Below are 22,161 nucleotides of genomic sequence, written 5' to 3'. Positions count from 1 at the left end.
CGCGTCGTCACGGGGCGAAGACAGCTTTCACCATGCCATCGCTCTTCTCCTGGAACGTCGCATAGGCCGCCGGGGCCTCCTCGAGCGACAGGTGGTGCGTAGCGAAGGTCTCCACGCCGAGCACGTCGTCGTCCTGCTGAAGCACGTCGAGGATCTCCTCGCTCCAGCGCCGCACATTCGCCTGCCCCATCCGCAGCTGCACCTGCTTGTCGAAGAGCTGCATCATCGGCATCGGATCGGCGGCGCCGCCGTACACGCCCACCACCGAGACGGTCCCGCCCCGCCGGACGCACTCGATCGCCTGGTGCAGGACCTCGAGCCGGTCGACGCCCGCCTTGGTCATCACCGCTGCCTGGGCCTGCTTGGGAAGCACCGCGAGTGCTTTCTGCATCACCTCGGCGACGGGAGATCCGTGCGCCTCCATGCCGACGGCGTCGATGACCGCGTCCGCGCCGCGACCGCCGCTCAGCTCGCGAATCTTCTCGGGCAGGTTGTCGGCGCCGAGCTCGTCGACGTCGATCGTGGTCGCGCCCCGCCCCGCCGCTCGGGCCAGGCGCTCGGGAATCCGGTCGACCACCACGACCTCGCACCCACGGTGCAGCGCCACCCGTGCGGCCATGTCGCCGATGGGTCCCGCGCCCAGCACGAGCACGGAGGCTCCAGGGGTGACGCCCGCGTACTCCACGGCCTGCCAGGCGGTCGGAAGCACGTCGGAGAGAAACAGGAACCGGTCATCCGGCCCGTCGTCGGGCACGACGATCGGCAGCGTGTCGGCGAAGGGAACCCGCATCGCCTCTGCCTGCCCACCCGGTACCTGCCCATAGAGCTTGGAGTAGCCGAACAGGCTGGCCCCGGTGCCGTGCTCACGATTCTGGGTCGTCTCGCACTGGCTCTGGAGGCCGCGCCTGCACATCCAGCAGGTGCCGCAGCTGACGTTGAACGGGACGACGACCCGATCGCCGACACGGAGGTCGTGGACCTCACGACCGACCTCCTCGACGATGCCCATCGGCTCGTGCCCGACGACATCGCCTGGGGTCATGAAGGGGGTGAAGGGGTCGTACAGGTGCAGGTCGGAACCGCACAGTGCTGTCGAGGTGATGCGTACCAGAGCATCGGTCGGTTCCTCGATGCGCGGGTCCGGCGCATCGACGACCTGCATGTCGCGACGCCCTTGCCAGGTCACGGCTCTCATGGTGTCTCCTTCGCTGCGATCGGGGCCGGCGGGACGCCGACTGCTGCGCCGGTACCCCACGGCACCGCCGGGCATTCGCTCGACCAGCAACCGCTCGACGACCCACACGCGGTAAGATGGCCTGGCATCACGTTCGCTGGAGACCAAGGCGGGCACACTCGCGACGAGAGTGCATCGATGGTCACGACACAGTCACCGCTTGCCAGGGCCGAGCACACGCTCAGCCGCCACGAACGCGCCAGTCGGACCGACCAGCTCGCCTGGTGCGCGTACAGCACGAGCGATCCGGCCGAGCGTCGAGCCGCCCAGGCCAAGCTCATCGAGCTCAACGTCCGCGTCGCCCGCGCGGTCGCCAGCCGCTATCGCGGCCGTGGCGTCGCGGTCGAGGACCTCGAGCAGGCCGCCTGCGAGGGTCTGCTCAAGGCTGTGCGCCGCTTCGACCCCTCCCGGCACCACGACCTGCTGAGCTACGCCGTGCCGACGATGCGTGGCGAGGTGCTGCGGTACTTCCGCGATGTCAGCTGGATGGTGCGCCCACCCCGGCGCATCCAGGAGCTCCAGTCGCGGATCAGCAGAGCGACGGAGAGCCTGGCGCTCGACCTCGGCCGCGACCCCACACCCGACGAGATCTGTGCTCGGCTCGATATCACGCGCGAGGAGCACGACGAGGCGTTGTCGGCCTCGGGCTGCTTCCAGCCCACCGCGCTCGACCAGCTGGTCGATCCCTCCCGGGGTGATCTGACCTTGGGAGACTGCCTGCCGCACGACGGCGAGCCGTATGCAACCGTCGATATCCGCGTGATGCTGCTGCCGCTGCTGCAGAACCTTGATCAGCGGGAGCGCCGGGTGCTGTACCTCAGGTTCTTCGAGGGTTTGACCCAGCGCGAGATCGGCGCGCAGCTGGGTGTCGCTCAGATGCAGGTGAGCCGGTGGCTCACCAAGATCCTCGCTGAGCTGCGCTCGCAGCTGGAGCAGGACCACGCAGCCTAGGCTTCGCCGGACGGCTCCCTACGGCCAGATCAATTCCCGGGCCACTCCCCCGTCCACCGCTCGAAGGCACGTGCTCCGCCGCGGCTCACCGCGGCCCTGACAACGGCGAAGATGGCGCCCTGGATGAGCGCACCGACCATCACCTCTTTCCAGGTGTACTCAGACTCGAGGGCGTTCGGCGGATCGTCGTGATCGCCGGGCAGCACCCGCTTCCACACCTGTTGGAAGACCTGGCCCGCGATCAGGCCGGCGACAACGCTGCTCACCACCCCCACAGGCTGGTAGAGGACCTTCGCAGCCTTGTTGGTGCGCTTCTCGTGATGACGGGGCATCGGTTCTCCTCTTCGGGTTCAGCTGCGGACGTGACGACGGGCTCCATGTCATTCAGTCACACCCGGTGCCCAGGCAGGGCGCTCTTGACACATCATCGGGGCGGATCGGCACCGACCTGCATGAAAGAGCCCATTCGGGGCACCGGGAGGAACAAGCGGTTCCGTGACGAGCGGGACCCGTTGCGCGAAGGAGCACCTCATGGGTATGGACGACAAGCTGAAGAACGCCGCTCAGGAGACCAGTGGCAAGGTCAAGAAGAACGTCGGTGACGCCACCGACAACCGTGACCTGCAGGCCGAGGGCGCGACCGAGGAAGCGGGCGCCAAGGTCAAGCAGGCGGCGGAGGATGTCAAGGACGGCGCTCGCGACGCCGCGGACGACCTCCGTAACCGCTGACGGTCGCCTCCCACAGTCGGCGCGAAGGTGCAGGTGAGCGAGACGCTCACCTGCACCTTCGCGCCGTCAGACCGCTGCTCAGCCCGCGGCACGCTTGTGAACCCGCGCGGCCGCCGGTACCCTTGACGACGCACTCATCGACCGCTCCTGCCCCCGGCGGACCTCGTTGCCCGTGAACCCGGCGACGTCCCTTTGAACGACGGGGAGTCGTCAGGTGGATGATTTACACGCGGCCGAGCCGGCGAAGCACCGCAGCGGCACCGTCACCGTGCTCGCGGCCGGCGCCGGTGCTCGACTGGTACTGACCGGCGAGATCGATCTCGGCATGAACACGGAGCTGCGTGCTGCGGTGGCAGAGCTCGACAAGCTCGAGATGCCCGTCGAGGTTCACACCCGAGACGTGACGTACATGGACTCGTCGGTGATGGCGATCATCGCGAGGCTGGCGCACGGCAGCGACGCCTCGGTCACCCTGGTCGATCCGCCCCCACTCGTCAGGTTCCTGGTGCTCGTCGCCGAGCTCGACGACGTCGTCCAGCTCGTCACCCGCCTCACAGAGCCGAGCGAATCCCTCGACCAGCTCGACAGCCGCGTGCTCCAGCGCTGGCACGACAGCTGCCAGTGCTCGGCATGCCGCGCTGAGCCGATGCAGGCGTCAGCCGCGGATCCCGCCTGAGCCCCGTGATGACCGAACGCCGGCCGGTCCTCGCCTCAGAGGCGAAGGCCCAGATGCACGATGCCCTGCGCCACCTCGACGACCTTGACGTTGTGCTGCCGGGCATGGCGGCGGATGCGCTCGAACGCGGCGGTCACGTCGGTGCCGTGAGCCTCCGCCAGCACGCCCTTGGCCTGCTCGACCAGCACACGGCTCTCGAGTGCGCGCTGCAGCTGGGCGTTCAGCACCGACTGCTGGTTCATGGACTCGGACTGGATGAGGAAGCTGGTGGCCAGGTTGGCCAGGAGCTGAGCGGCGATGAGATCGTCTTCCTCCCACGGCCGCACCTCGGCGTTGTAGAGGTTGAGGGCACCCACGATCCGGTCGCCGAGCTTCATCGGCAGACCGACCACGGCCCGCATCCCGAGCCGCAGCGCCACCTCCCGGTACTCCGGCCACCTCTCGTCCTCCTGCAGGTCGACGACGGTCACCGGATGCCCGGTACGGAAGGCGTCAGCACAGGGACCGGACTGGGTCTGCTCCTGGTGATGCTCCAGGTCGGCCAGGTGCGGAGGGATCGTGGTTACCGCCCGGAGCCGTCCCTCGACCGCGACGCTGACGCCGCTCCCCGCCAGCGAGAGCAGCTCGGCGAGCCGCACGGCGAGATCCTCGAGCACGGTGTTGACGTCGTAGTCGCTGACGAGCTTCTCGGTGAACTGCAGCGCCGTCAGGACGAAAGAACGATGGTCGTACATAGCCCGCCCGACTCCAGTGGATCGACGTCACACTACCGCAGCCGAGTCCGCGGGCCCGAGGTGGCATCGACAGCCGTGGCACGGGCCTACGCTGAGCGCACAGGGGTCAGCTGATTGTGGAAAGCATCACGAGGGATCGAACGATGGATGACAGCAGGTTGGCCCGTGAGCTCGCCGTCCTGGTCGAGCGCCTCCATGAAGCTCCTGGGTCTGCCCAGACGGCCGCTGAGATCGTCTCCTACACATGTCAGCAGCTCGGGGCCGACTATGCCGGCATCACACTGATCCGCGGTCGCGGGAAGCTGCAGACGGTCGCTCCGACCGACCCGGTTGTCGAGGAGCTGGATCGGCTGCAGTACGAGCTGGGCGAGGGCCCGTGCCACGACAGCGCATGGCAGGGCGAGACCATGGCAGCGCAGGACCTCACCAACGACATGCGCTGGCCGCGGTGGGCACCTCGCGCCGTCGACCTCGGCATCCAGAGCGCACTCGGCACCGAGCTGGGGAACAAGTCCGGGGACCGCAGGGTCGGCGCACTGAACCTGTTCTGGGCCCAGCCGCGGGTGTTCAGCAGCGACGAGATCGGCCTCGCCCACCTCATCACCCGGCACGCAGCACTCGCCCTGAGCTCGTCGCTCACCGTCGAAGGGCTCAACCTCGCCCTGGACGGCCGCAAGCGGATCGGGCAGGCGCAGGGAATTCTCATGGAGCGTCATGGGCTGAGCGAGGAGCAGGCCTTCGCGGTCCTCAAGCGCTACTCGCAGGACCGCAACATCAAGCTCCGCGATCTCGCCGAGCACCTGGTCCGTGACCGGCAGCTTCCCCGTCACCGTCCTGCTGTCGACGACACAACGGATCATCGGCAGGAGCCGGCCCCCGCAAGCTGAGCAGCGACTCGCTAGGCGGAGGCACCCGTGCGGAGCAGGGCGATGCACGCGGCCTGGTCCAGCACCGGTTGACGCAGCTCGTCGGTGAGGAACTCGAGCATCGCGGCCGAGAGCTGTGTGTTCTCGGAGGCGATCACGTCCCCCGCGATCGCCGCGTGGAAGTCGTGCGCGAAGGCTGCCATCGCGGTCTCTGCGACGCAGCTGTGCGTGGACACCCCTCCGATCAGCAGGTGACTCACGTCCAGCTCGTCGAGGACGTCGTGCAGCCGCGTGCCGTGGAACGAGTCGTCCCGGGTCTTGGTCACATCGATGGCACCGCCGGTGTCGAGCCCATCGACGTAGGCGGCCTGCGCGCTGCCCGGGAACGCGAAACCCTCGTCGTCCTCGAGCATGTTGACCGTCCACGTCGACTTGTCGCGCGCGTGCACGGTCCGCACGAGCACCACGGGACAGCCAGCATCCCGCGCTGCCCGCACGAGCTCGTTCGCCCGCTCGATCAGCGTGTCCTGCTCGCGGGCGAGCTCCGGAGCCTCGAAGTAGGCGTTCTGCAGGTCGACGAGGAGCAGCGCGACGCCGGCGCTCACTCCTTCCACCAGGTGTCCTGCGGGGTGACCGGCGTGGTGCGCTTGTGGCGCGTGCGTCGCCAGGCTGCCTCGATCTTCTCGGCGACCGGCTCCGGCACCTCACGACCTTCGACGTATGCGTCGATGTGCTCGTAGCGCATGCCCAGCTCGACCTCGTCGGGCCTGCCGGGAACGCCGTCGAGAAGGTCCGCCGTGGGTTCCTTCGCCCAGAGCCGCTCGGGCCCTCCGATCCCCCGCAGCAGCTCCCGGTTCTGGCCCTTGTTCAACCCGAACAGGGGCAGCACGTCGGCGGCGCCGTCGCCGAACTTGGTGAAGAACCCCGTGACCGACTCCGAGCCGTGGTCGGTGCCGATCACGAGCAGCCCGCGATCACCGGCGAGGGCGTACTGGGCGACCATGCGCAGCCGCGCCTTGGTGTTGCCCTTCGTGAAGTCCGAGAGCGGTTGGCCGGTCGCGGTCAGGTAGGAGGACACGAACGCATCGACGGCGGGCGCCACGTTGTAGGTGACGACCTCGTCGGCGGCGATGAAGTCGAGTGCTGCCTGCGCGTCGTCCTCGTCGAGCTGCACCTTGTACGGCAGCCGCGCTGCCACGAAGACGGCGTCGGCGCCCTCGTTGCGCCGGCGCTCGACGGCGAGCTGGGCGAGCCGCCCGGCGAGCGTGGAGTCGAGCCCGCCCGAGATGCCGAGCACGTACCCGCGCGCACCGGTGGCCGCGAGGTAGTCGCTCAGGAAGGCCACCCGCCGCTCGGCCTCCGCTGCCGGATCGATGTCCGGTCGCACGCCCATCTCGGCGACGATCCTCTGCTGAACGTTGTCCATGCCCACACGCTAATGCGGGTCACGGACGCTCGCGGCGCGGACGAGCACGTGGCACCCGGTCCGGTCAGGTGTGCCGGCTCCCCTGCTGGAACCCGACCCGAACGAGTGACCTTGGTCCCTGTCGAACGCGGCCGCGATGGGTGACGCTCGAGATATGTCAGGTCGGACATGATTCCACTCGGTCGGGTGCTCGTGTGCGACGGCGCCTCACGCTTCTCGATCGAGGCCCTTCGTCGCGCGCGTCGACTCGCTCCCGCGGCCTCCCGACAGCTCGGCACAAGCACTGTCCACGCCGGTCCGGCCTGGGCCGGCGTCACCGAAAGAAGGTCGCACGATGAGAGCACTGGTGTATCACGGTCCCGGACGCAAGACGTGGGACGAGGTCCCCGATCCGACGATCAAGCATCCGACGGACGTCATCGTCCGCATGGACACGACAACCATCTGCGGCACGGATCTCCACATCCTCAAGGGAGACGTTCCCGCAGTCACGGAGGGCCGCATCCTCGGGCACGAGGGCGTGGGCACGGTCACCGAGGTCGGCTCAGCCGTGACCAAGGTCGACGTCGGCGATCGGGTGATCCTCTCCTGCATCACCGCCTGCGGGAACTGCTCGTACTGCCAGCAGGGTCTCTACGCCCACTGCCTGGCCGACGAAGGAGTCAGCGGCATCGGATGGATACTCGGCCATCTCATCGACGGCACACAGGCGGAGTACGTCCGGGTCCCGTTCGCCGACACCTCGGTTCACAAGCTCCCCGACGGCGTCAGCCCCGATGCCGCCGTGATGCTGTCGGACATCCTGCCCACCGGGTTCGAGATCGGGGTCCGCAACGGCGGCACGAAGCCGGGTGACGTCGTCGCGGTCGTCGGATCGGGTCCGATCGGTCTGGCCGTGATGATGACCCTCGGGCTCTACGGCGCCTCACGCGTCATCGCCGTCGACCTCGATGACAGCCGCATCGAGCAGGCCATGGCGTTCGGCGCTACCGACGGGGTCAACAGCGGAAAAGAGGGGTGGCAGGAGGAGGTGCGCGCACTGACCGAGGGCGGTCTCGGCGTCGACGTCGCGATCGAAGCGGTCGGTATCCCCACGACCCTCCAGGGCTGCACCGAGATCATCCGGCCCGGCGGTCACGTCGCCAACGTCGGTGTGCACGGCCGACCGGTCGAGCTCGCCATGCAGGATCTGTGGATCAAGGACATCACCCTGACGACCGGTCTGGTGAGCACCTCGACCACTCCGATGCTGCTGAAGCTGGTGGCCCAGGACAAGATCCCCGCCGAGAAGTTCATGACGCACCAGTTCCGGTTCGAGCAGATGCTCGAGGCCTATGACACCTTCGAGCGTGCAGCGGAGACGAAGGCCCTCAAGGTCGTCATCTCGCGCTGAGCACCGAGGCCGCGCTCGGCACCACCCGTCTCCACGGCGTGGTCACCGCGGGGTGCCGAGCGCACCGTCCCGAAAGGTTGATGATGGCCGATCCCGCGACCGTCGGTGCCGAGCTCGGCACGGCCGCGCACCACGCCTCGCGCAACGTCCCCCTCGCGGCGCGGCACGACACGATCGGAGCGACGCTGACCCGCATGAGCGGACACCTGTACGACAGCGCCGGGGTGGTCGCCGTCGTGGAGGCGGACGAGCTCCTCGGCCTGGTCTCCCTCGAGCGGATGTTCGCCGCGTCCCCAGAGACGCTCGTCGCCGACATCATGGACACCGAGCCGCCAGTGGTGGGCCCCGCAACGGACCAGGAGCGTGCGGCGTGGCTCGCCGTCCAGCATGCCGAGCCCACGCTCGCCGTGATCGACGCCGGCGGTCGGTTCGTCGGGCTCGTGCCGGCCCCCACGCTGCTGGGCATCCTGCTCGAGGAGCACGACGAGGACATGGTGCGGCTCGGCGGATTCACCCGCTCCGCGTCGGCCGCGCAGACCACCACCGTCGAGCCGGTCGTCCGACGGCTGAGGCATCGGCTGCCGTGGCTTCTTCTCGGGCTCCTCGGTGCGCTCGTCGCGGCCGGCGTGGTCGGCAGCTTCGAGGAGCAGCTCGCCCAGCAGGTCCTGATCGCCTACTTTGTGCCCGGCGTGGTCTACATGGCCGACGCCGTGGGCACCCAGACCGAGACGCTGGTGATCCGCGGGCTCTCCCTGGGGATCAGCCTGCGCCAGGTGGCCAGGCGTGAGGTGATCACCGGCGTCCTCCTCGGCCTCATCCTCGGGGCGCTCGTGTTTCCCATGGTCGGTGCGCTCTGGGGGGATTGGCTGGTCGCGACCGCCGTCGCCTTCGCGCTGCTGGCGGCGTCGTCCATCGCCAGCCTGGTAGCCCTCGCGCTCCCCTGGCTGATCCAACGGCTCCACAAGGACCCGGCGTTCGGGTCGGGACCGCTGGCCACCGTGATCCAGGACGTCCTCACGGTGGCGATCTACCTGACCGTCGCCACCGTCATCGTGCTGTGAGCCGGGTTCCTTCTCGCAGGCAGGGACCTCGGTCGTGGGGACGTTCGTCCCTTTCGGGACGTCCGCCACGCGGCACGATGGAAGTAGAAGAACAGGCGCCCGTCAGCGAAGGAGATCGATCATGGACGTCGTCGTGGTGTACGAGACGCACTTCGGGCAGACGCGTGACGTCGCGTCGGAGATCGCAGCAGGTGCCAAGGATGCCGGAGCCACGACGACGGTGGTCTCGGTGGACGAGGCCACAGCAGAGGTGGTCAACGCGGCCGACCTGTTGATCGTCGGTGCACCCACCCAGGTCCTCGGCATGAGCCGTCCGTGGTCGCGAGGACTGGCGCACCCGCAGGAGGTCGGTACTCACGGTGACATCGCCGACGGCGTTCGGGAGTGGCTGGTGGGACTGCCGGCGGTGGGTGCCGGTCGGCGGGCTGCCGCCTTCGACACCAAGCTGCCCTCAGCGCTCGCCGGCAGTGCGGCCCGCGGCGTGGCACACGGCCTCCGCCAGCACGGCTTCACCATCATCGGCCACCCCGACCACTTCATCGTGGAGGACGCGGAGGGACCGTTGCGTGAGGGCGAGCGTGAACGTGCCCGGGCGTGGGGTGCCGAGCTCGCCGGTGCGGTGGCCGCCGAGCTCAGGGCTCCGATCGCGGGCGGCGAGCAACCCTGACGATGGCCACGACCGGCGCTTCGTGCAGGATGCCGCGAGTGACAGATCCCAGCAGCCGCTCGGCGAGCTGGCCACGCTCGCGATGACCCACCACGACCAGACACGCGGTCGCGGCCGACATGGTCAGCGCCTCCACGGGGTGGCGGCGCACGATCCGGACATCGACTGGCAGGGCCGGGTAGTGCTCAGACCACGTCTCGGCGACCTTCCGCATCGTCATGGCAGCCGCCTCTGCGGAGCTGCCGCGCGACGTGACGGCTGCGCTGACGAGCGCTGACCCGTGGCCGGGTCGTAGGCTCGCAGAGGCCAGGCACAGCCTGGCGCCGCGTCGGTCGGCTTCCGAGAAGGCGAAACACAGCACGTCAGGTTCGACGTGGTCGGGGTCGACGCCGACGACGACCGGTCCGTTCGGGTCCGCGGCTGGCCCACGAACGACGACGACCGGGCACCGCGCACCCGCGACGACCCGTTGTGAGACCGAGCCCAGGAGCGTTCCGGCGACCCGGCCGAGCCCGCGCGCCCCGACGACGAGAACCCCGGCGCGCGCGGACAGCCGGACGAGTGCGGAGGCGGGATCCTCGAGGAGGACCTGCGAGACGACCAGCAGGTCCGGGCGCTCGTCGCGCGCGCGATCCGCCGCGGCCCGCGCGATCGGCCGCGCGGACTCGAGCAGGTCTGCGGTGGGAGTGAGGTCGTAGATCGCGGCGCCCGTGAAGGGCGGGACCGTGAAGAGCACCCACAGGCCGACGCCCCGTCGCTCGGCCTCTGCTGCTGCCCAGTCCACGATGCACGGGTCGTGCTCCGATCCGTCGACGCCGACCAGGACCCAGCCGTCGGTGGCAACGTCGTCAGACATCTCGGACCTGCTCAATCCCGGCTGATGGCGAGGCCGGTGACCGGCCACACGATGCGGGTTCGCCAGTTCGCAGGGTCAGGGTCGGACTGCAGCCCCGACTCGTAGAACTCCCACATCTCCTCCGACGGCGTCACACCCTTCTCCCGCATCCAGCGCTCGATCTCCTCGTACGTGGAGCGGAGGGCGTCATATCCCCCGGCGTGCACCGCCTCCACGACTCGTGCCGCGGGCAGCACCTCGCCCACGACATCGCCTGCCCCCGCGAAGGGCGACTCCACCGGAAACCCGATCTCGACGTCGACCAGGTCTGCGCTCACGCCTCGATAGCGCGCGTAGGGCGCTCCTGCCGTTCGGGTACCCGACTCCTCGAGCGCCGCGAGCACCTGCTCGAACGCGGCGCCCATCGTGTCCTGCAGCTCCTCCATCCGCACGCGGCGGCGAACCGCCGCCACCGGCTGCTCGAGGACCTCGGTGAGGTGGATCTCAGACATGACAGCCTCCTTCATGGTGTACATCGCTGTCGTTGCCATCGAACTCCCGCACCCAGACCGGCGACAGGGCCCTTGGTCCCGGTACGCCGTCCGGCACCACCCAGCCTCCTGCGCCACGCACGAGGGAGAAGGGTCGCTGACGCAGGGGCGGGAGCCGCCGGCCTGGGGCCTGAGAACAGCGGCGAGGTCCGGGGGATGGACGTGAACGCCGCGCCGCTGGCCATCACCGTGGGCCGCCAAGCTCCTGGAGCGCCACGAGGCCACGCTCGTCCTCGCCCGGAGAGCTTCTAGGTCGAGGGCTACGAGGGCCCGCTGCTGCCTGACGAGCTCGGCCACGCGCGGGCCTGGGGCGCCCAGCTCGCGCTCCCCCGCCCACTTCCGACACCCGACAACGCCGAAGGCCGCTCGCGCTGACGCGCGGCGGCCTTCAACGTGTGGAGGTGGCGGGAGCAGTCCTCACGACCACCTCGTCCCTCGGTGGGTGTCTCTCCTCCCGAGACCCGACACCTCCACACATGACAAAAGCCACTCGCGCTGACGCGCGGTGGCTTTGTCATGACGTGGAGGTGGCGGGAGTTGAACCATCAGCGATCTGACCAGCAAGGATCTGGTCTGGAGTCCACATGTGACATCGGTGTGACAGTGCTCCATGCTCGCGATCGATCGTGCAAGTGCCTCGCGATATGCTTGCCGATCACGGCCGTCATCCGCGTCGGATCCATATGAGCCGGACGGCACGAACCTAGTTCATTTGGTGAGGCTGCCGAACAGGCCTCAGACGATCTGGGCCGTGTCCAGGGGGAGCCACATCGTTGCTCGTTCGACTACCTTCCACGAGCGGTCAACGTGTGCTCCCACAGGTCTCAAGTCGGGCCTTCGCTCCACCACCCAACTCGCGGCAGCCCGCCAACGACGCGCATTCGCTGCAGCCTTGCCGTTCGCCAGGTTGGGCTGTCGGAGGTCGCCTCTAGTGTCTCCGACATGAGCAGGCGAAAGGACCCGCCGCGGTCCGTCGTCGTCAGCGTATGGGCGAAGGCGGCGGGCCGTTGCTCGATGTGTGGCGAGGCGCAGCTCGTGAGCGCCATTCGCGATGTGACTGTGACGATCGGCGAGATCGCGCACCAAGCCGGCGCCACCGAGGGCGGAAGGTCGCCGCGGGGCGACGCTGATGTTTCCCTCACCGCACGCGACAAGGAGGAGAACCTCATGCTCCTGTGCCACGGGTGCCATCGGAAGATTGATTCAGCCTCAGGTCAGGAGGTGTACACCGTCGAGGTGCTTAGGGGGATCAAGGAGCAGCACGAGACGATGGTCGCCGCGCTCACCGACTTCCGCACCGAGAGCAGGACGCTCGTCATCGCGACCCGCAGCATGGTGAAACAGCAGGCCGTCGCGGCGACGCCCCGGGAGATCGCGTTCGCGTTGGTCGAGAGCCGGCGGAGCCCCTACACGCTCGGCAACCTCAACTACAACGTGACCATCAACTTGACCGACCCGGTGTCGGACGAGTGGGTGTGGCAGCGAGGGATGAAGCAGATCGACGCAGCGATCGAGGGCATCGAAGCCACCGTGTCCGCCGGCCACGTCGACCACCTGTCGGTGTTCGCTCTCGCGCCGATCCCCCTGTTGGCGTACTTGGGTCACAAGCTCGGCGACAAGACGACCGTTGACGTGTTCCGGCGTTCACGGGACCACACCGAGCGCGCGTGGTGCTGGGGCGAAGAGACGACCGGTGTACCCGTTTTCGTTCACGACCTTCCCGACGTGGGTCCAGAGTCGGAGAGCATCGTGGTCGCCATGGACGTGACAGCCTCGGTCAAGACAGACCGACTACCAGCAGAGCTGACCGACCTGCCCACCGTGAGACTCCATCCAAGCAGTGTTGCGCCGGGCCCTGACCTATTGGGATCCCGACGGGCACTCGACTCGTTCGGGCGCGCGTGGCGCCGGCTGCTCGCGCAGCTCGAGAACGACTTCCCGGGAGTCAATCGACTGCATGTCGTCGCGGCAGTCCCGGCCCCCGCTGCTGTCGCAATCGGGAGATTCCACCGACCCTACGCCGACCCGGCGATGGTCATGTACGAGCTCGGTGAGGACACCCGATACCAGCGAGCATTGGAGATCCCGGCGTGAGCGCTTGCAACGAAGAGTTCAAGACATTCCTGAACGACCACGTCAACATCAACCAGACCCGCTGGGACAACCTGCTAAGCCGTGTATCCACCCTCAACGACTTCATCAACGAATCTCCCACCGTCGGTGAGCATGTCAACGACGACGTCATTCCGCAGGGCTCCTACGCCCGCCGGACGATCATCCGACCGGTCACGGGCAAGGACTACGACGCGGATGTGCTCGTCCCCATGAACGAAGTCGACGGTTGGGAGCCGGAGGACTACATTCCCTCGCTCCAGCGAGCGTTCGAAGCGTCGGCCCGCTACGCAGGCAAGAGCACGATGAAGAAGCGCTGCCTGCGCGTCCAATACAGCGACGCCTTCCACGTCGACCTAGTCCCGTTCGTGGAACGAGTAGGTGGCAAGTACATCACCCACCGGACAGAGAACCGATGGATCCTGCAGGACCCGACCGCCCTGACCGAGTGGTTCGAGGGTCAGAACAGAGCCGCCAACTATCACCTCGTCAAGGCCGTCCGCCTCGTCAAGTACCTGCGAGAGCACAGCAGCGCCGAGATCCCCTCAGTCGTTCTCACAACACTGCTCGCCAGCCAGGTCAGCCCATACGGCGACCCGACCTACAACAGCGTGGCCTCGACGCTCAACACGCTCCTGTCTGCGCTCGACACGTATCTCACCCCACTGGCGAGCCCACCGTTCGTAGACGACCGGAGCGGGTACGGCGAGAATCTGGCCAACCGGTGGTCACAGACCGACTTCGAGGCATTCAAGAGCAGGCTTCGCACCTGGGCCAGCAAGGCGCAGACAGCCTACGCGGCACCTTACGCCGAGAGCGGCGAGAAGTGGCGTTCGCTATTCGGAACGGACTTCGGCACAGCGGCGAAGCCAGCAGCGCTGCAGGCGGCCGACGCCCGGGGCGAGTCTGGAATGCGCACAGGCTTGGCGCCGGGTGAGCAGACCCTCACGGATCTCGGCATCGTAGAGCGACTCGAGCCGCGCTATCACGTCAAGATGATCGGAAGATTCGCTTCCCGCAAGATGATCCGGTTCCGGCGACTACCATCGACCGGAGACCTGGTCCCCATCGGACGCCGCCTGAAGTTCGAGGTCGAGGACTGCAACGTCGAAGGCGTGACGTACTACTGGAAAGTCCGCAACTTCGGAGCCGAGGCCCAGCGGCGACACATGGAGCGTGGCGCGATTGAACAACGCGGAGCGCAGATCACAGAGACCGCCGACTTCGCCGGTCCGCACTGGGTTCAGGTATGGGCCGTCAAGAACGGGGTGGCCCTGGCAACATCACGCCAAGAGGTGACCATAATCCCGAAGTGAGACGCCGGAGTCGTGGGCCTGTTCAGCACGCCTGTGGCGGCTACCGAGCTGTCCACCTCCGCGCAGTTCCTGCTGGCACTTGACACAAGTTCTGCAGGCCCATCGGCCCCTGCACCGATGCCACCACCACCGTCAGCAAGCCGACATCGGGACCCAGCCCGACCGCACTCCGTAGCGAGCCGACAAGCAAACCACGATGAGAGTAGTCAGCGCTCCGACCTTCTCACCCAGGCATCACGCCGCTACCGGCGCTCCGCCAGCCCCACCACCTCTCGGAAGGGGCGCGTGACGTCGGAACCTTGTGCTTCGATGGACCTTGGGACCAGTGACGATCATTCGAAGGAGTACGGGACGTGCCAGACGTCATCGGCGAGCACTTCTTGCTCCTCAAGATGGAGCGCCGTAGCGGAACTTTCTCCGTCGTTCGCAAGGGCATCGACGATAGGGACGAGTCGTTCGTCGCAGTCAAGTTGCTCTCAGGTCAATCTGATGACGTCACCCGGAGGGTCTTCAACAATGAGACGCGGACGCTACAGAGCTTGTCACATCCCAACATCGTCAGGTGCCGAGCGGCTGGAATCGACGAGACTGACACGTACTACCTCGTCTTAGATTGGGTAGAGCAGAACCTCGACGACGTCTTGAAGGCGTCCGGACCTTGGGGCTCTTGGGACAGACTCGCTTCAGAAATCGCCATCCCGCTGATCGATGCACTCGCCTACACGCACCTGAAGCAAATCGAGCACCGCGATATCAAGCCTCAGAACGTGCTCGTCAACAACCAAGGTGTTCCATTTCTGGCCGACTTCGGCATCGCAAAGATTCGGGGGGACGAGCAAACGACTTCCGCTACCGTCGCCGCCTGGCACTCAAAACCATACGCGCCGCCTGAGCTGAATGCAGATATCCGCTACGTCCGTGACGTGTACTCCATGGGTGTACTCCTCATTCAGTGCATGAGCTCCGAGCAACTCAGAGACCATCCTGGCGTCGAGCGCGCCCTGGAATCGATTCCAGTCCCACCAGACGTGCGTCGCGTCTTGGAATCATGCATCGCGACCCAGCCCGACGACCGCCCGAAGAACGCCAGCGACCTGCTGGGCGCATTGAAGTCGGTCCAGGTGCGGCGCCAGGCTCAGCAGCAGGTCGAGCGCAATCCCATCTGGCTCCGCCTGACGAAGGCGGCCACCCGATCTCTTGGTGGAAGCGACGACTCTCGACAAGAAGCCATTGGCAAGGCTCAGGCCGACCTATCTGGCGAGGTCTACGCGTCGTTCTTCACTGACAGGGCGTCCGGAGCGTTGCAGCGCGACAGCATTCGACTCGATGGCGAGTCTTGGAGCTTCACCTTGAAGCATGACGAGAGTGGCGCCGCCATCATCAAGGCCGCGGAACTTGACTTTGATCGCTTGGAGAACCATCGGCGGCGTTCGCTTGCCCTACCAAGAGCTTTCGAGTGGACCTTCAACCAGCCGCCGAACCAAGCACTGGCTCGGCGTGGGATCGCGACCCTCCTCGACGCAATCGACGCCTACTACGAACCTAAGGATCAACCTGACTCCGACCAGGCTCGAGATCGCGATGGGGACGAGCTGTTCGACACCTGGCGACGAGTCCTGAACGCACGGGAGGAGCTCGCCCGAGGTGAGAAGAAGCCAATCCCCTATCGCAGGTGGCAGGCGCGGGGTCGCGAAGCGACCTTCACGCTTGAGTCGCCCGCGGACCACGACCTGGTGGGGACGGAGTGGCGTGTCAGGGACCGGCTAACCGACCGCAAGTTCGGCTGGGGCGAGGTCATCGACCACGATGTCGATCAGGTAGTGATCCTCAGTGCCCGCCGGTGGGAGGGCCTGCCCGACCGCGCGGTGCTCGACCCGCACCTTGGCCCTGATGAAGCAGCCCTCAACCGCCAACGTCAAGCCGTAGACGATGTCCAGCGCGACAAGTCGGCTCGCCCTGACCTCCGTGAGCTCCTGCTCGAACCTAGCCGTAACCGTGAGCCGAAGCCGGTTGCGATTGCGGACTGGAACCGCGAGCTCGACGAACGAAAGCAGCACGCGATCGAGACAGCGCTGGGGGCGCCCGACGTCTTCGTCGTCCAAGGACCACCAGGAACTGGAAAGACGAGCTTCATCGCGGAGTTGGTCGAACAGACGTTGGCATGCAACGCCACAGCCAGGATACTCATCGCGTCCCAGACCAACGTCGCCGTCGACAACGCGCTGCAGCGGCTGGAGGCGGGTGGCCTCGTCAACATGGTCCGTCTGGCGAGCGCAGACCCAAAGCGCGTTGATGAATCAGTCCGACATCTGCTCCTCGAAGCGCAAATGAAGCGCTGGGCACGGACGGTCCGCAAAAACGCCGAAAGCCACCTTGGCATCCGCGCAATGGAAGCAGGGCTTGCGCCGGCCCACCTCCGAGGAGCCTTGGCTCTTCAGCAGCTGGAGGCGACGATCACACAACTTGAGTACCTGCAACGCGCGGACCTAGAGGACGACGAGGAACCGACCTCCGACCTTGCGACGTCGCTCTCCGAGCCGAAGTCCTCAACTTCCGTCCAGGAGCGGGTCGACGCACTTGTCGATCTTCGCGACGAACTCCTCCAGGAAGCTCAGACCGAACTCGCAGGGGACCTCACCCTGTCGGCCGCGATGAGCGCCAAGGATGCCGGCAACGCAGTCGACGTGTTAATCGGAGAGAGCGACGACGCTCAAGGTCTTCTCACCAGGCTGAAGCTGCAGGGCGAGTGGTTACAGCGCATCGCATCGGACTCCGGACTCGCCACGGCGTTTCTCGATCAGACGAGCGTCGTCGCCGGCACTTGCGTCGGATTCCTCCGTCATCCCGCTGTTCGCCACCTCGAAATTGACCTATGCATCGTGGACGAGGCGTCACGCGCCACGCTCACGGAAGCGCTCGTCCCTGTCTCCCGCGCCAAGCGCTGGATTATAGTCGGAGACACGAATCAACTGCCTCCGATTGACGAGGACCTCCTCCGCAACAAGGAATTGCTGAACGATCACCAGCTCCTGCCGGACGATGTTAAACAGACGCTATTTCAAAGGCTGACCGATCGCCTGCCGGAGCACTCTCAAGTCATGCTCAATCAGCAGTACCGAATGATCCGGCCGATCGGGGACATGATCTCGACGTGCTTCTACGACGGGAAGCTGCGATCCCCGAACGAAGGTGGGTTGGAAGGGTACACCCTCGGCTACGGCAAGCCGGTCCTGTGGCTCGATACATCCGCCCACGGCGACGCCCGCCGTGAGGCCGCGCCGCATGGCAAGGGCACGAGTTATGCCAACCGTGCCGAAGCCCGCATCATTGGTGAGCGGCTCAAGGTGCTCAACGGTGCCATCGACAAGAAGGTCATTCGACTCCCGGAAGGCAACACTCAGCTTGATGTGCTTGTCATCGCTCCGTACGTCGCTCAGGTGGCGGACTTGCAGCAGCAACTCGCACCAATGCGCGATCGGCTGCGCCACTTGACTGTCACGGTCATGAGCGTTGATGCTGTCCAAGGTCGAGAGTCAGACGTCGCCATCTTCTCCGTGACGAGGAGCAACGCCAAGGCGCAACTTGGCTTCATCGGGCCCGACTACTGGCGTCGCATCAACGTCGCACTGTCTCGCGCTCGCTTCGGCCTCACAATCGTCGGCGACGCTGCCTTCATCAAGGGGACAACGGGGGCACTCAAGAAGGTGTTGAGTTACGTCGAATCTCATCCGGATGACTGCGAGCTGAGGACGGCCGCCCGATGAGCCTGACCTCTGCAGACATGATTCGTCGCCGCTTCGGCGACCACCGCCCCGGACTCCAACTCATCAGCGTCGTGGACGCGGCTGTGCCGGTGACGATGCTCCGCGTCGATGTGCTTGCCCAGGAGCGAAAGCCACTGCCGCTCCTCGACGAGTTCATCCTCAGATTCGTCCACGCCGGCGTCAAGCAAATCGAAGAGATCGCGAGGCTTCTCGGCCTACAGCGTGAGCAAGTCGTTGCGGCCGTCGCTGACCAAATCAGCGGCAACAACGTGACACGCGCGTGGAATGGACAGTTGAGCCTGAGCGCGCTCGGACTTGAGGCCGCGCGCAACCTGGCTGCCGTTCAGCCAGTGCTGACCCAGCTCAACGTGCCGTTCGATCGACTGGTCTGGAACACCCAGGACTACGCGCGCTCCAGCCTGATCAAGAAACGGGACGCCCGGGAAGCAGGCATGGAGTTACTCCCTGCCAAGAAGACCTCGCGGGTCCACCTAAGCGACCTGACTGTCGAGCGCTTCAATGAACTGGTCGACTCCCGTGACGACCGCACCCGCCAGGTCGAAGTGCTTCGTGTTCGGAAGATCGCATCTCAGAGCCTGCACCTGTACATGCCCGCGCAGCTGCTGGTCTATGGCGACCCCGATTCCGGCGAAGTCGAACTTGGCCTGTGCGTCGAGGGTGACCTGCAGCCCGCCCATGGGCTGGAGCTGGCCGCTGCCGATGCCGTGGTGAAGTTAGGTGTAGCGGTAGCTCAACCCGAGCCGCGACCGACCCTCTCCCCTGAGCTCGAAGATCAGCGCCTCTCGGGCGAGGAGGTCGACATCATCCGTGCTGCCGGAGACCGGCCATCAGATGCCGGCCCAGCGGAGGCTTCGCCTGCACCGCAACGTGTCGAAGACATCGCTGTGAGAAGCGTGGGCGTGCATGAACATCCTCAACTACTCTCGCAGGCCCTCAACGGCGCCAAGCGGCGACTACTGATCATTGCCCCGTGGGTAAAGGGCGGCGTAGTGAACACCGACTTCGTCGCAGCGATTGAACGGCGCCTGAGGGCAGGCGTTGATGTGCATATTGGACATGGCTATGGTCCGGATGACAGCGGCTCAGACGACTTTGCACTCCGGAAGCTCACGAATCTGGCTGCTCGATACGACAAACTTCGAGTGGTCCGTCTAGAGAACACCCACGCCAAGATCCTGATCTTCGATGACCAATGGATCACCACTAGTTTCAACTGGTTGTCGTTCAAGGGCGATCCGGATCGGACCTACCGCATGGAGGAGGGGACGCTTGTCCAGATCCCCAGCGAGGTCGAGAAGGCCTTCCAGCGTTACCTGGACATCCTTGATACCGACGGCGCGGATCCACGGCTGAAGCCGTAGAGAGTGCTCGACGTCAGCGGCTACGGGTTGGACTGGATGCGCCTCGTATCGGAAGGCGTCGCGACTGCGTCGCCGCCACTCATCGCTCAACTTCCAGAGTCCGCCTGAGACCCTCATTCCACGGACTAGTGCTGAGCTCGGTCCACGGCCATCCGGTGAACGAAGCGGGAGGAACGCCCTCTGACACGCTTCCCGGGTGATGGCAGAGGCGCCAGATCGCCGCCTCCCATGAAGGCTCCCCGCCCTCCCTTGCTTTCAACGCTTCCGTGAACTCAGAGCGCAGCGGGGGATGAGCACCGCTAAGGATCTGCAAGGCTGGGGCCGAGAGTTGAGCTCGTGGTCAGCCTGGGGCCGGCTGACGTCTACTCTTCCGCCATCTGCCACTCAAACGCTTGCCGAGCCAACCCAAGAATGTAGCCGAGATCGGAGGCCTCGTCGAGCCCCACCTCTGTGGGCCCATTGCCCCAGTGACCCTTACGGCTCACGTCCCATGCCAGCTCCCGCTCGTCATTCAGACTCTCGATCGGGATGTTGAGACTCAGCCGCAAACGCGCCTTCTGGGGCACGACGTCGACGAAGTTGGTCTCAGCCTTGAAGGCGATGTAGTGCTTCAGGTACTGCCGGGTGATGGCCGGGTCAAACGCCAGGACCTCGCGGCTGAAGTCCTCGAAGAGCGACCTCCGGGCCGGAGGCAGCAGGTGAGGATGGTCCTCGATAGCGAAGTCCGACTCGGTTCGCTTCGCTGCGAGCTCGGCGACCACCTCGGATGGCAGCTCCGGTCGGACCCAGATGGCCAGCGCATCCTGCGCCAGGCGTGCTGCGCGCCGCTCGATCTGCTCGGCGTCCCACGTCTCGAGTTGGCCTAGTCCTCGGTTCAGTCGTAGCGGACTGTCCTTGAATCCACCCTCGATGTCGCGCTTCTCAGCGAAGATGCGATCCGAGTACTCGGAGTTGTAGCCGGTCAGTGTCAGGTTGCCGAGGGTGTGAAGGTACTTCGCCTGAACTTCCTGCCAGTCCGGACCAAGCGCTTCGCGCCAGCCCACTGACAGGTTCTCGTTCTGAGGCAGGATGTGCTCGATCGTGTAGTTCTCGATGGTGACGTGCTCCTTGCGCCCGTGGTTCTCCAGTCTCCGGAGGAAATACGAGCGCCGGCGGAAGTTGTAGAGGTCACTCGTGGTGAGCGCAGTAGCGAACTCTGCATCGCTCGGGAACCGTCGATAGCTGCCCATACTAAGGAAGTGCGCCGCCACGCTTTCGACGTAGCGGTCCTTGCGTACAGCCGAACTGAAGCCGGCAAAGGTCTTGTTCAACGAGTTGGTCGGGATCCGACACACAGCACGCCGGAACACGTACGTGGTCACCATCTCGACGATCTGCAGCAACTCGTCGCGGCTGAGCGTTCCGAGCTCTCGGTCGGTGTACGCCTCCAGAAGGAACGGATAGACGACGTCGGCCTTGATCTGGTCGAGATCAGCGAAGGCCCCCTGCAACAGCGGATCCCGTTCCTTGCCCAGCGCCATCGCGCAGTAGCGGCCTGCGTAGTTTCGCAACTCGATGACGAGCGCCTCGATCGTGTCACCCTCGGCGGTGGAGCGCGCGGCGTAGTCCTTAAACGCGTCGTAGATGTCGCCCAAGCGCGGGATCTCGCCGGTCTTCAGGGTCACGTAGTGCCGGACGAACTGGTCGAACTGGCTCTCGTCCGCATGCTCGAACTCCAGCTCCATCGGTCGCCAGAAGGCCGAGTAGAGCCGCTCCTGCTGCTTGGGAGGCAAGTCCATCAGCACGTAGTTCCGGATCAGGTCGGCCTGAGACAACTTCTTGCCTGTCGAGTTCATGGCTTCGAAGACGAGTTGCGGGTTGTCGACTCCTCGTTCGAGCTTGACGTCGACGACGACGAGCTTGTCGAGCCCGCGACACACCTGACTGAGATCCAGGCTCGGGTCTTCGAGCTTCCGGCGGAAGTACTCATAGTTGTCGGTGACGCGGGTGGCCGCGTCGGCGCGCGGCTCGGCACCCTGCAGTATCGCGATCAAGGCGTCCTTGTCACTCTGAGACAGGATCAGCTTGAACTGTCGCTCGCCGTCTTCGTCGTCGTTGAGCAGGTATCGGTTGCGGATCTTCCTGGGAGAGAAGCCGTCCCAAGGCTCGCGCGCGTCCTCGGGCATTGCCTCCAGTCGGGCTGCCAGCGCTGCCAGGATCAGCGTCACGGTCGTCACTCGCTGTTGCCCATCGATGATCAGATCAGGCTCCGCCGAAGTATTCGTGGCCTGTTCCTTGGCTACGTACACGATCGATCCGGTGAAGTGCGAACCTAGCTCGGCCGTCGACCCCGCTCGCAAGATGTCCGCCCAGAGTTGTGCGCACTCGACCTCGTTCCAGGAGTACAGGCGCTGGTAGATCGGCACGATGAACTGACTGCTCGCCTTCAGCAGGGTCAGCAGGTGGGAGTCAACAGCCTTCATCG

General features: G+C 66.0%; 19 protein-coding genes. 11 read left to right on the top strand and 8 right to left on the bottom strand.

What is annotated here, in order from left to right; translation table 11 throughout:
• Nucleotides 1–7 precede the first annotated feature (7 nt).
• A complete protein-coding gene (locus GPA03_RS13195) occupies nucleotides 8–1,195 on the bottom strand; it encodes a zinc-dependent alcohol dehydrogenase (RefSeq protein WP_156252454.1) in 1,188 nt (395 codons plus the stop codon).
• A gap of 177 nt (nucleotides 1,196–1,372) precedes the next feature.
• Between GPA03_RS13195 and GPA03_RS13190 the strand changes: the two genes are divergently transcribed.
• Complete coding sequence (locus tag GPA03_RS13190; RefSeq protein ID WP_156252453.1) at nucleotides 1,373–2,185, top strand: sigma-70 family RNA polymerase sigma factor; 813 nt, start codon at nucleotides 1,373–1,375, stop codon at nucleotides 2,183–2,185.
• 29 nt (nucleotides 2,186–2,214) lie between these two features.
• Here the strand turns inward: GPA03_RS13190 and GPA03_RS13185 are convergent, their stop codons facing one another.
• Nucleotides 2,215–2,517 (bottom strand): DUF4235 domain-containing protein, encoded by a 303-nt coding sequence (locus GPA03_RS13185; protein ID WP_156252452.1) that lies wholly within the window; start codon nucleotides 2,515–2,517, stop codon nucleotides 2,215–2,217.
• Nucleotides 2,518–2,716: 199 nt separating this feature from the next.
• Between GPA03_RS13185 and GPA03_RS13180 the strand changes: the two genes are divergently transcribed.
• On the top strand, nucleotides 2,717–2,914 hold the full coding sequence (locus GPA03_RS13180; protein ID WP_156252451.1) for a CsbD family protein: 198 nt from the start codon (nucleotides 2,717–2,719) through the stop codon (nucleotides 2,912–2,914).
• Between the two features lie 214 nt (nucleotides 2,915–3,128).
• Entirely contained in the window at nucleotides 3,129–3,590 is a 462-nt protein-coding gene (locus GPA03_RS13175; RefSeq protein ID WP_156252450.1) for an STAS domain-containing protein, read from the top strand.
• A 35-nt stretch (nucleotides 3,591–3,625) separates the two neighbouring features.
• Here GPA03_RS13175 and GPA03_RS13170 read toward each other — a convergent pair whose 3' ends face one another.
• Nucleotides 3,626–4,324 carry a GAF and ANTAR domain-containing protein gene (locus GPA03_RS13170; RefSeq protein ID WP_156252449.1) on the bottom strand — a complete coding sequence of 233 codons (699 nt, stop codon included), beginning with the start codon at nucleotides 4,322–4,324 and terminating at the stop codon, nucleotides 3,626–3,628.
• Nucleotides 4,325–4,467: 143 nt separating this feature from the next.
• Here GPA03_RS13170 and GPA03_RS13165 point away from each other — a divergent pair, with 143 nt between their 5' ends.
• Nucleotides 4,468–5,211 (top strand): GAF and ANTAR domain-containing protein, encoded by a 744-nt coding sequence (locus tag GPA03_RS13165; RefSeq protein ID WP_156252448.1) that lies wholly within the window; start codon nucleotides 4,468–4,470, stop codon nucleotides 5,209–5,211.
• 11 nt (nucleotides 5,212–5,222) lie between these two features.
• Here the strand turns inward: GPA03_RS13165 and GPA03_RS13160 are convergent, their stop codons facing one another.
• A complete protein-coding gene (locus GPA03_RS13160; protein ID WP_241681289.1) occupies nucleotides 5,223–5,804 on the bottom strand; it encodes a cysteine hydrolase family protein in 582 nt (193 codons plus the stop codon).
• Nucleotides 5,792–6,616 (bottom strand): ammonia-dependent NAD(+) synthetase, encoded by an 825-nt coding sequence (nadE, locus tag GPA03_RS13155; RefSeq protein WP_156252446.1) that lies wholly within the window; start codon nucleotides 6,614–6,616, stop codon nucleotides 5,792–5,794. Before nadE ends, GPA03_RS13160 begins: the two co-directional genes overlap by 13 nt.
• Nucleotides 6,617–6,950: 334 nt before the next feature.
• Between nadE and GPA03_RS13150 the strand changes: the two genes are divergently transcribed.
• The 3 genes from GPA03_RS13150 (at nucleotide 6,951) to GPA03_RS13140 (ending at nucleotide 9,737) form a co-directional block, all read left to right on the top strand.
• Nucleotides 6,951–8,009: a zinc-dependent alcohol dehydrogenase family protein gene (locus GPA03_RS13150; RefSeq protein ID WP_156252445.1), complete on the top strand. Its 1,059-nt coding sequence runs from the start codon at nucleotides 6,951–6,953 to the stop codon at nucleotides 8,007–8,009.
• An 83-nt stretch (nucleotides 8,010–8,092) separates the two neighbouring features.
• Nucleotides 8,093–9,070 carry a magnesium transporter gene (locus tag GPA03_RS13145; protein WP_156252444.1) on the top strand — a complete coding sequence of 326 codons (978 nt, stop codon included), beginning with the start codon at nucleotides 8,093–8,095 and terminating at the stop codon, nucleotides 9,068–9,070.
• Nucleotides 9,071–9,191: 121 nt separating this feature from the next.
• Nucleotides 9,192–9,737, top strand: a complete 546-nt coding sequence (locus GPA03_RS13140) for a flavodoxin domain-containing protein (RefSeq protein ID WP_156252443.1) — start codon at nucleotides 9,192–9,194, stop codon at nucleotides 9,735–9,737.
• Here GPA03_RS13140 and GPA03_RS13135 read toward each other — a convergent pair.
• The gene (locus GPA03_RS13135; protein WP_156252442.1) at nucleotides 9,703–10,593 is read right to left on the bottom strand and encodes a universal stress protein; all 891 of its coding nucleotides are present in this window, start codon (nucleotides 10,591–10,593) and stop codon (nucleotides 9,703–9,705) included. The two genes, GPA03_RS13140 and GPA03_RS13135, sit on opposite strands and share 35 nt — an antisense overlap.
• Before the next feature lie 11 nt (nucleotides 10,594–10,604).
• Nucleotides 10,605–11,084 carry a GyrI-like domain-containing protein gene (locus tag GPA03_RS13130; protein WP_162458365.1) on the bottom strand — a complete coding sequence of 160 codons (480 nt, stop codon included), beginning with the start codon at nucleotides 11,082–11,084 and terminating at the stop codon, nucleotides 10,605–10,607.
• Between the two features lie 981 nt (nucleotides 11,085–12,065).
• On the opposite strand from GPA03_RS13130, the gene GPA03_RS13125 reads away from it, so the two are divergent.
• From GPA03_RS13125 to GPA03_RS13110, 4 genes are all read left to right on the top strand, one after another.
• The gene (locus GPA03_RS13125; protein ID WP_206673549.1) at nucleotides 12,066–13,217 is read left to right on the top strand and encodes an SAVED domain-containing protein; all 1,152 of its coding nucleotides are present in this window, start codon (nucleotides 12,066–12,068) and stop codon (nucleotides 13,215–13,217) included.
• Nucleotides 13,214–14,551: an SMODS domain-containing nucleotidyltransferase gene (locus GPA03_RS13120; protein ID WP_156252439.1), complete on the top strand. Its 1,338-nt coding sequence runs from the start codon at nucleotides 13,214–13,216 to the stop codon at nucleotides 14,549–14,551. Before GPA03_RS13125 ends, GPA03_RS13120 begins: the two co-directional genes overlap by 4 nt.
• Nucleotides 14,552–14,904: 353 nt before the next feature.
• Nucleotides 14,905–18,315, top strand: a complete 3,411-nt coding sequence (locus tag GPA03_RS13115) for a serine/threonine-protein kinase (protein WP_156252438.1) — start codon at nucleotides 14,905–14,907, stop codon at nucleotides 18,313–18,315.
• Complete coding sequence (locus GPA03_RS13110; RefSeq protein ID WP_156252437.1) at nucleotides 18,312–19,697, top strand: phospholipase D-like domain-containing protein; 1,386 nt, start codon at nucleotides 18,312–18,314, stop codon at nucleotides 19,695–19,697. The genes GPA03_RS13115 and GPA03_RS13110 overlap by 4 nt, the downstream gene beginning before the upstream one ends.
• A 362-nt stretch (nucleotides 19,698–20,059) precedes the next feature.
• Here the strand turns inward: GPA03_RS13110 and GPA03_RS13105 are convergent, their stop codons facing one another.
• Complete coding sequence (locus GPA03_RS13105) at nucleotides 20,060–22,159, bottom strand: DUF262 and DUF1524 domain-containing protein (protein ID WP_156252436.1); 2,100 nt, start codon at nucleotides 22,157–22,159, stop codon at nucleotides 20,060–20,062.
• Nucleotides 22,160–22,161 lie beyond the last annotated feature (2 nt).

It is taken from the genome of Pseudactinotalea terrae (assembly GCF_009733845.1).
GTDB classification, from domain to species: domain Bacteria; phylum Actinomycetota; class Actinomycetes; order Actinomycetales; family Beutenbergiaceae; genus Pseudactinotalea; species Pseudactinotalea terrae.
Note: the sequence above shows the minus strand (reverse complement) of the source record. Positions and strands in the feature narration are given on the sequence as shown.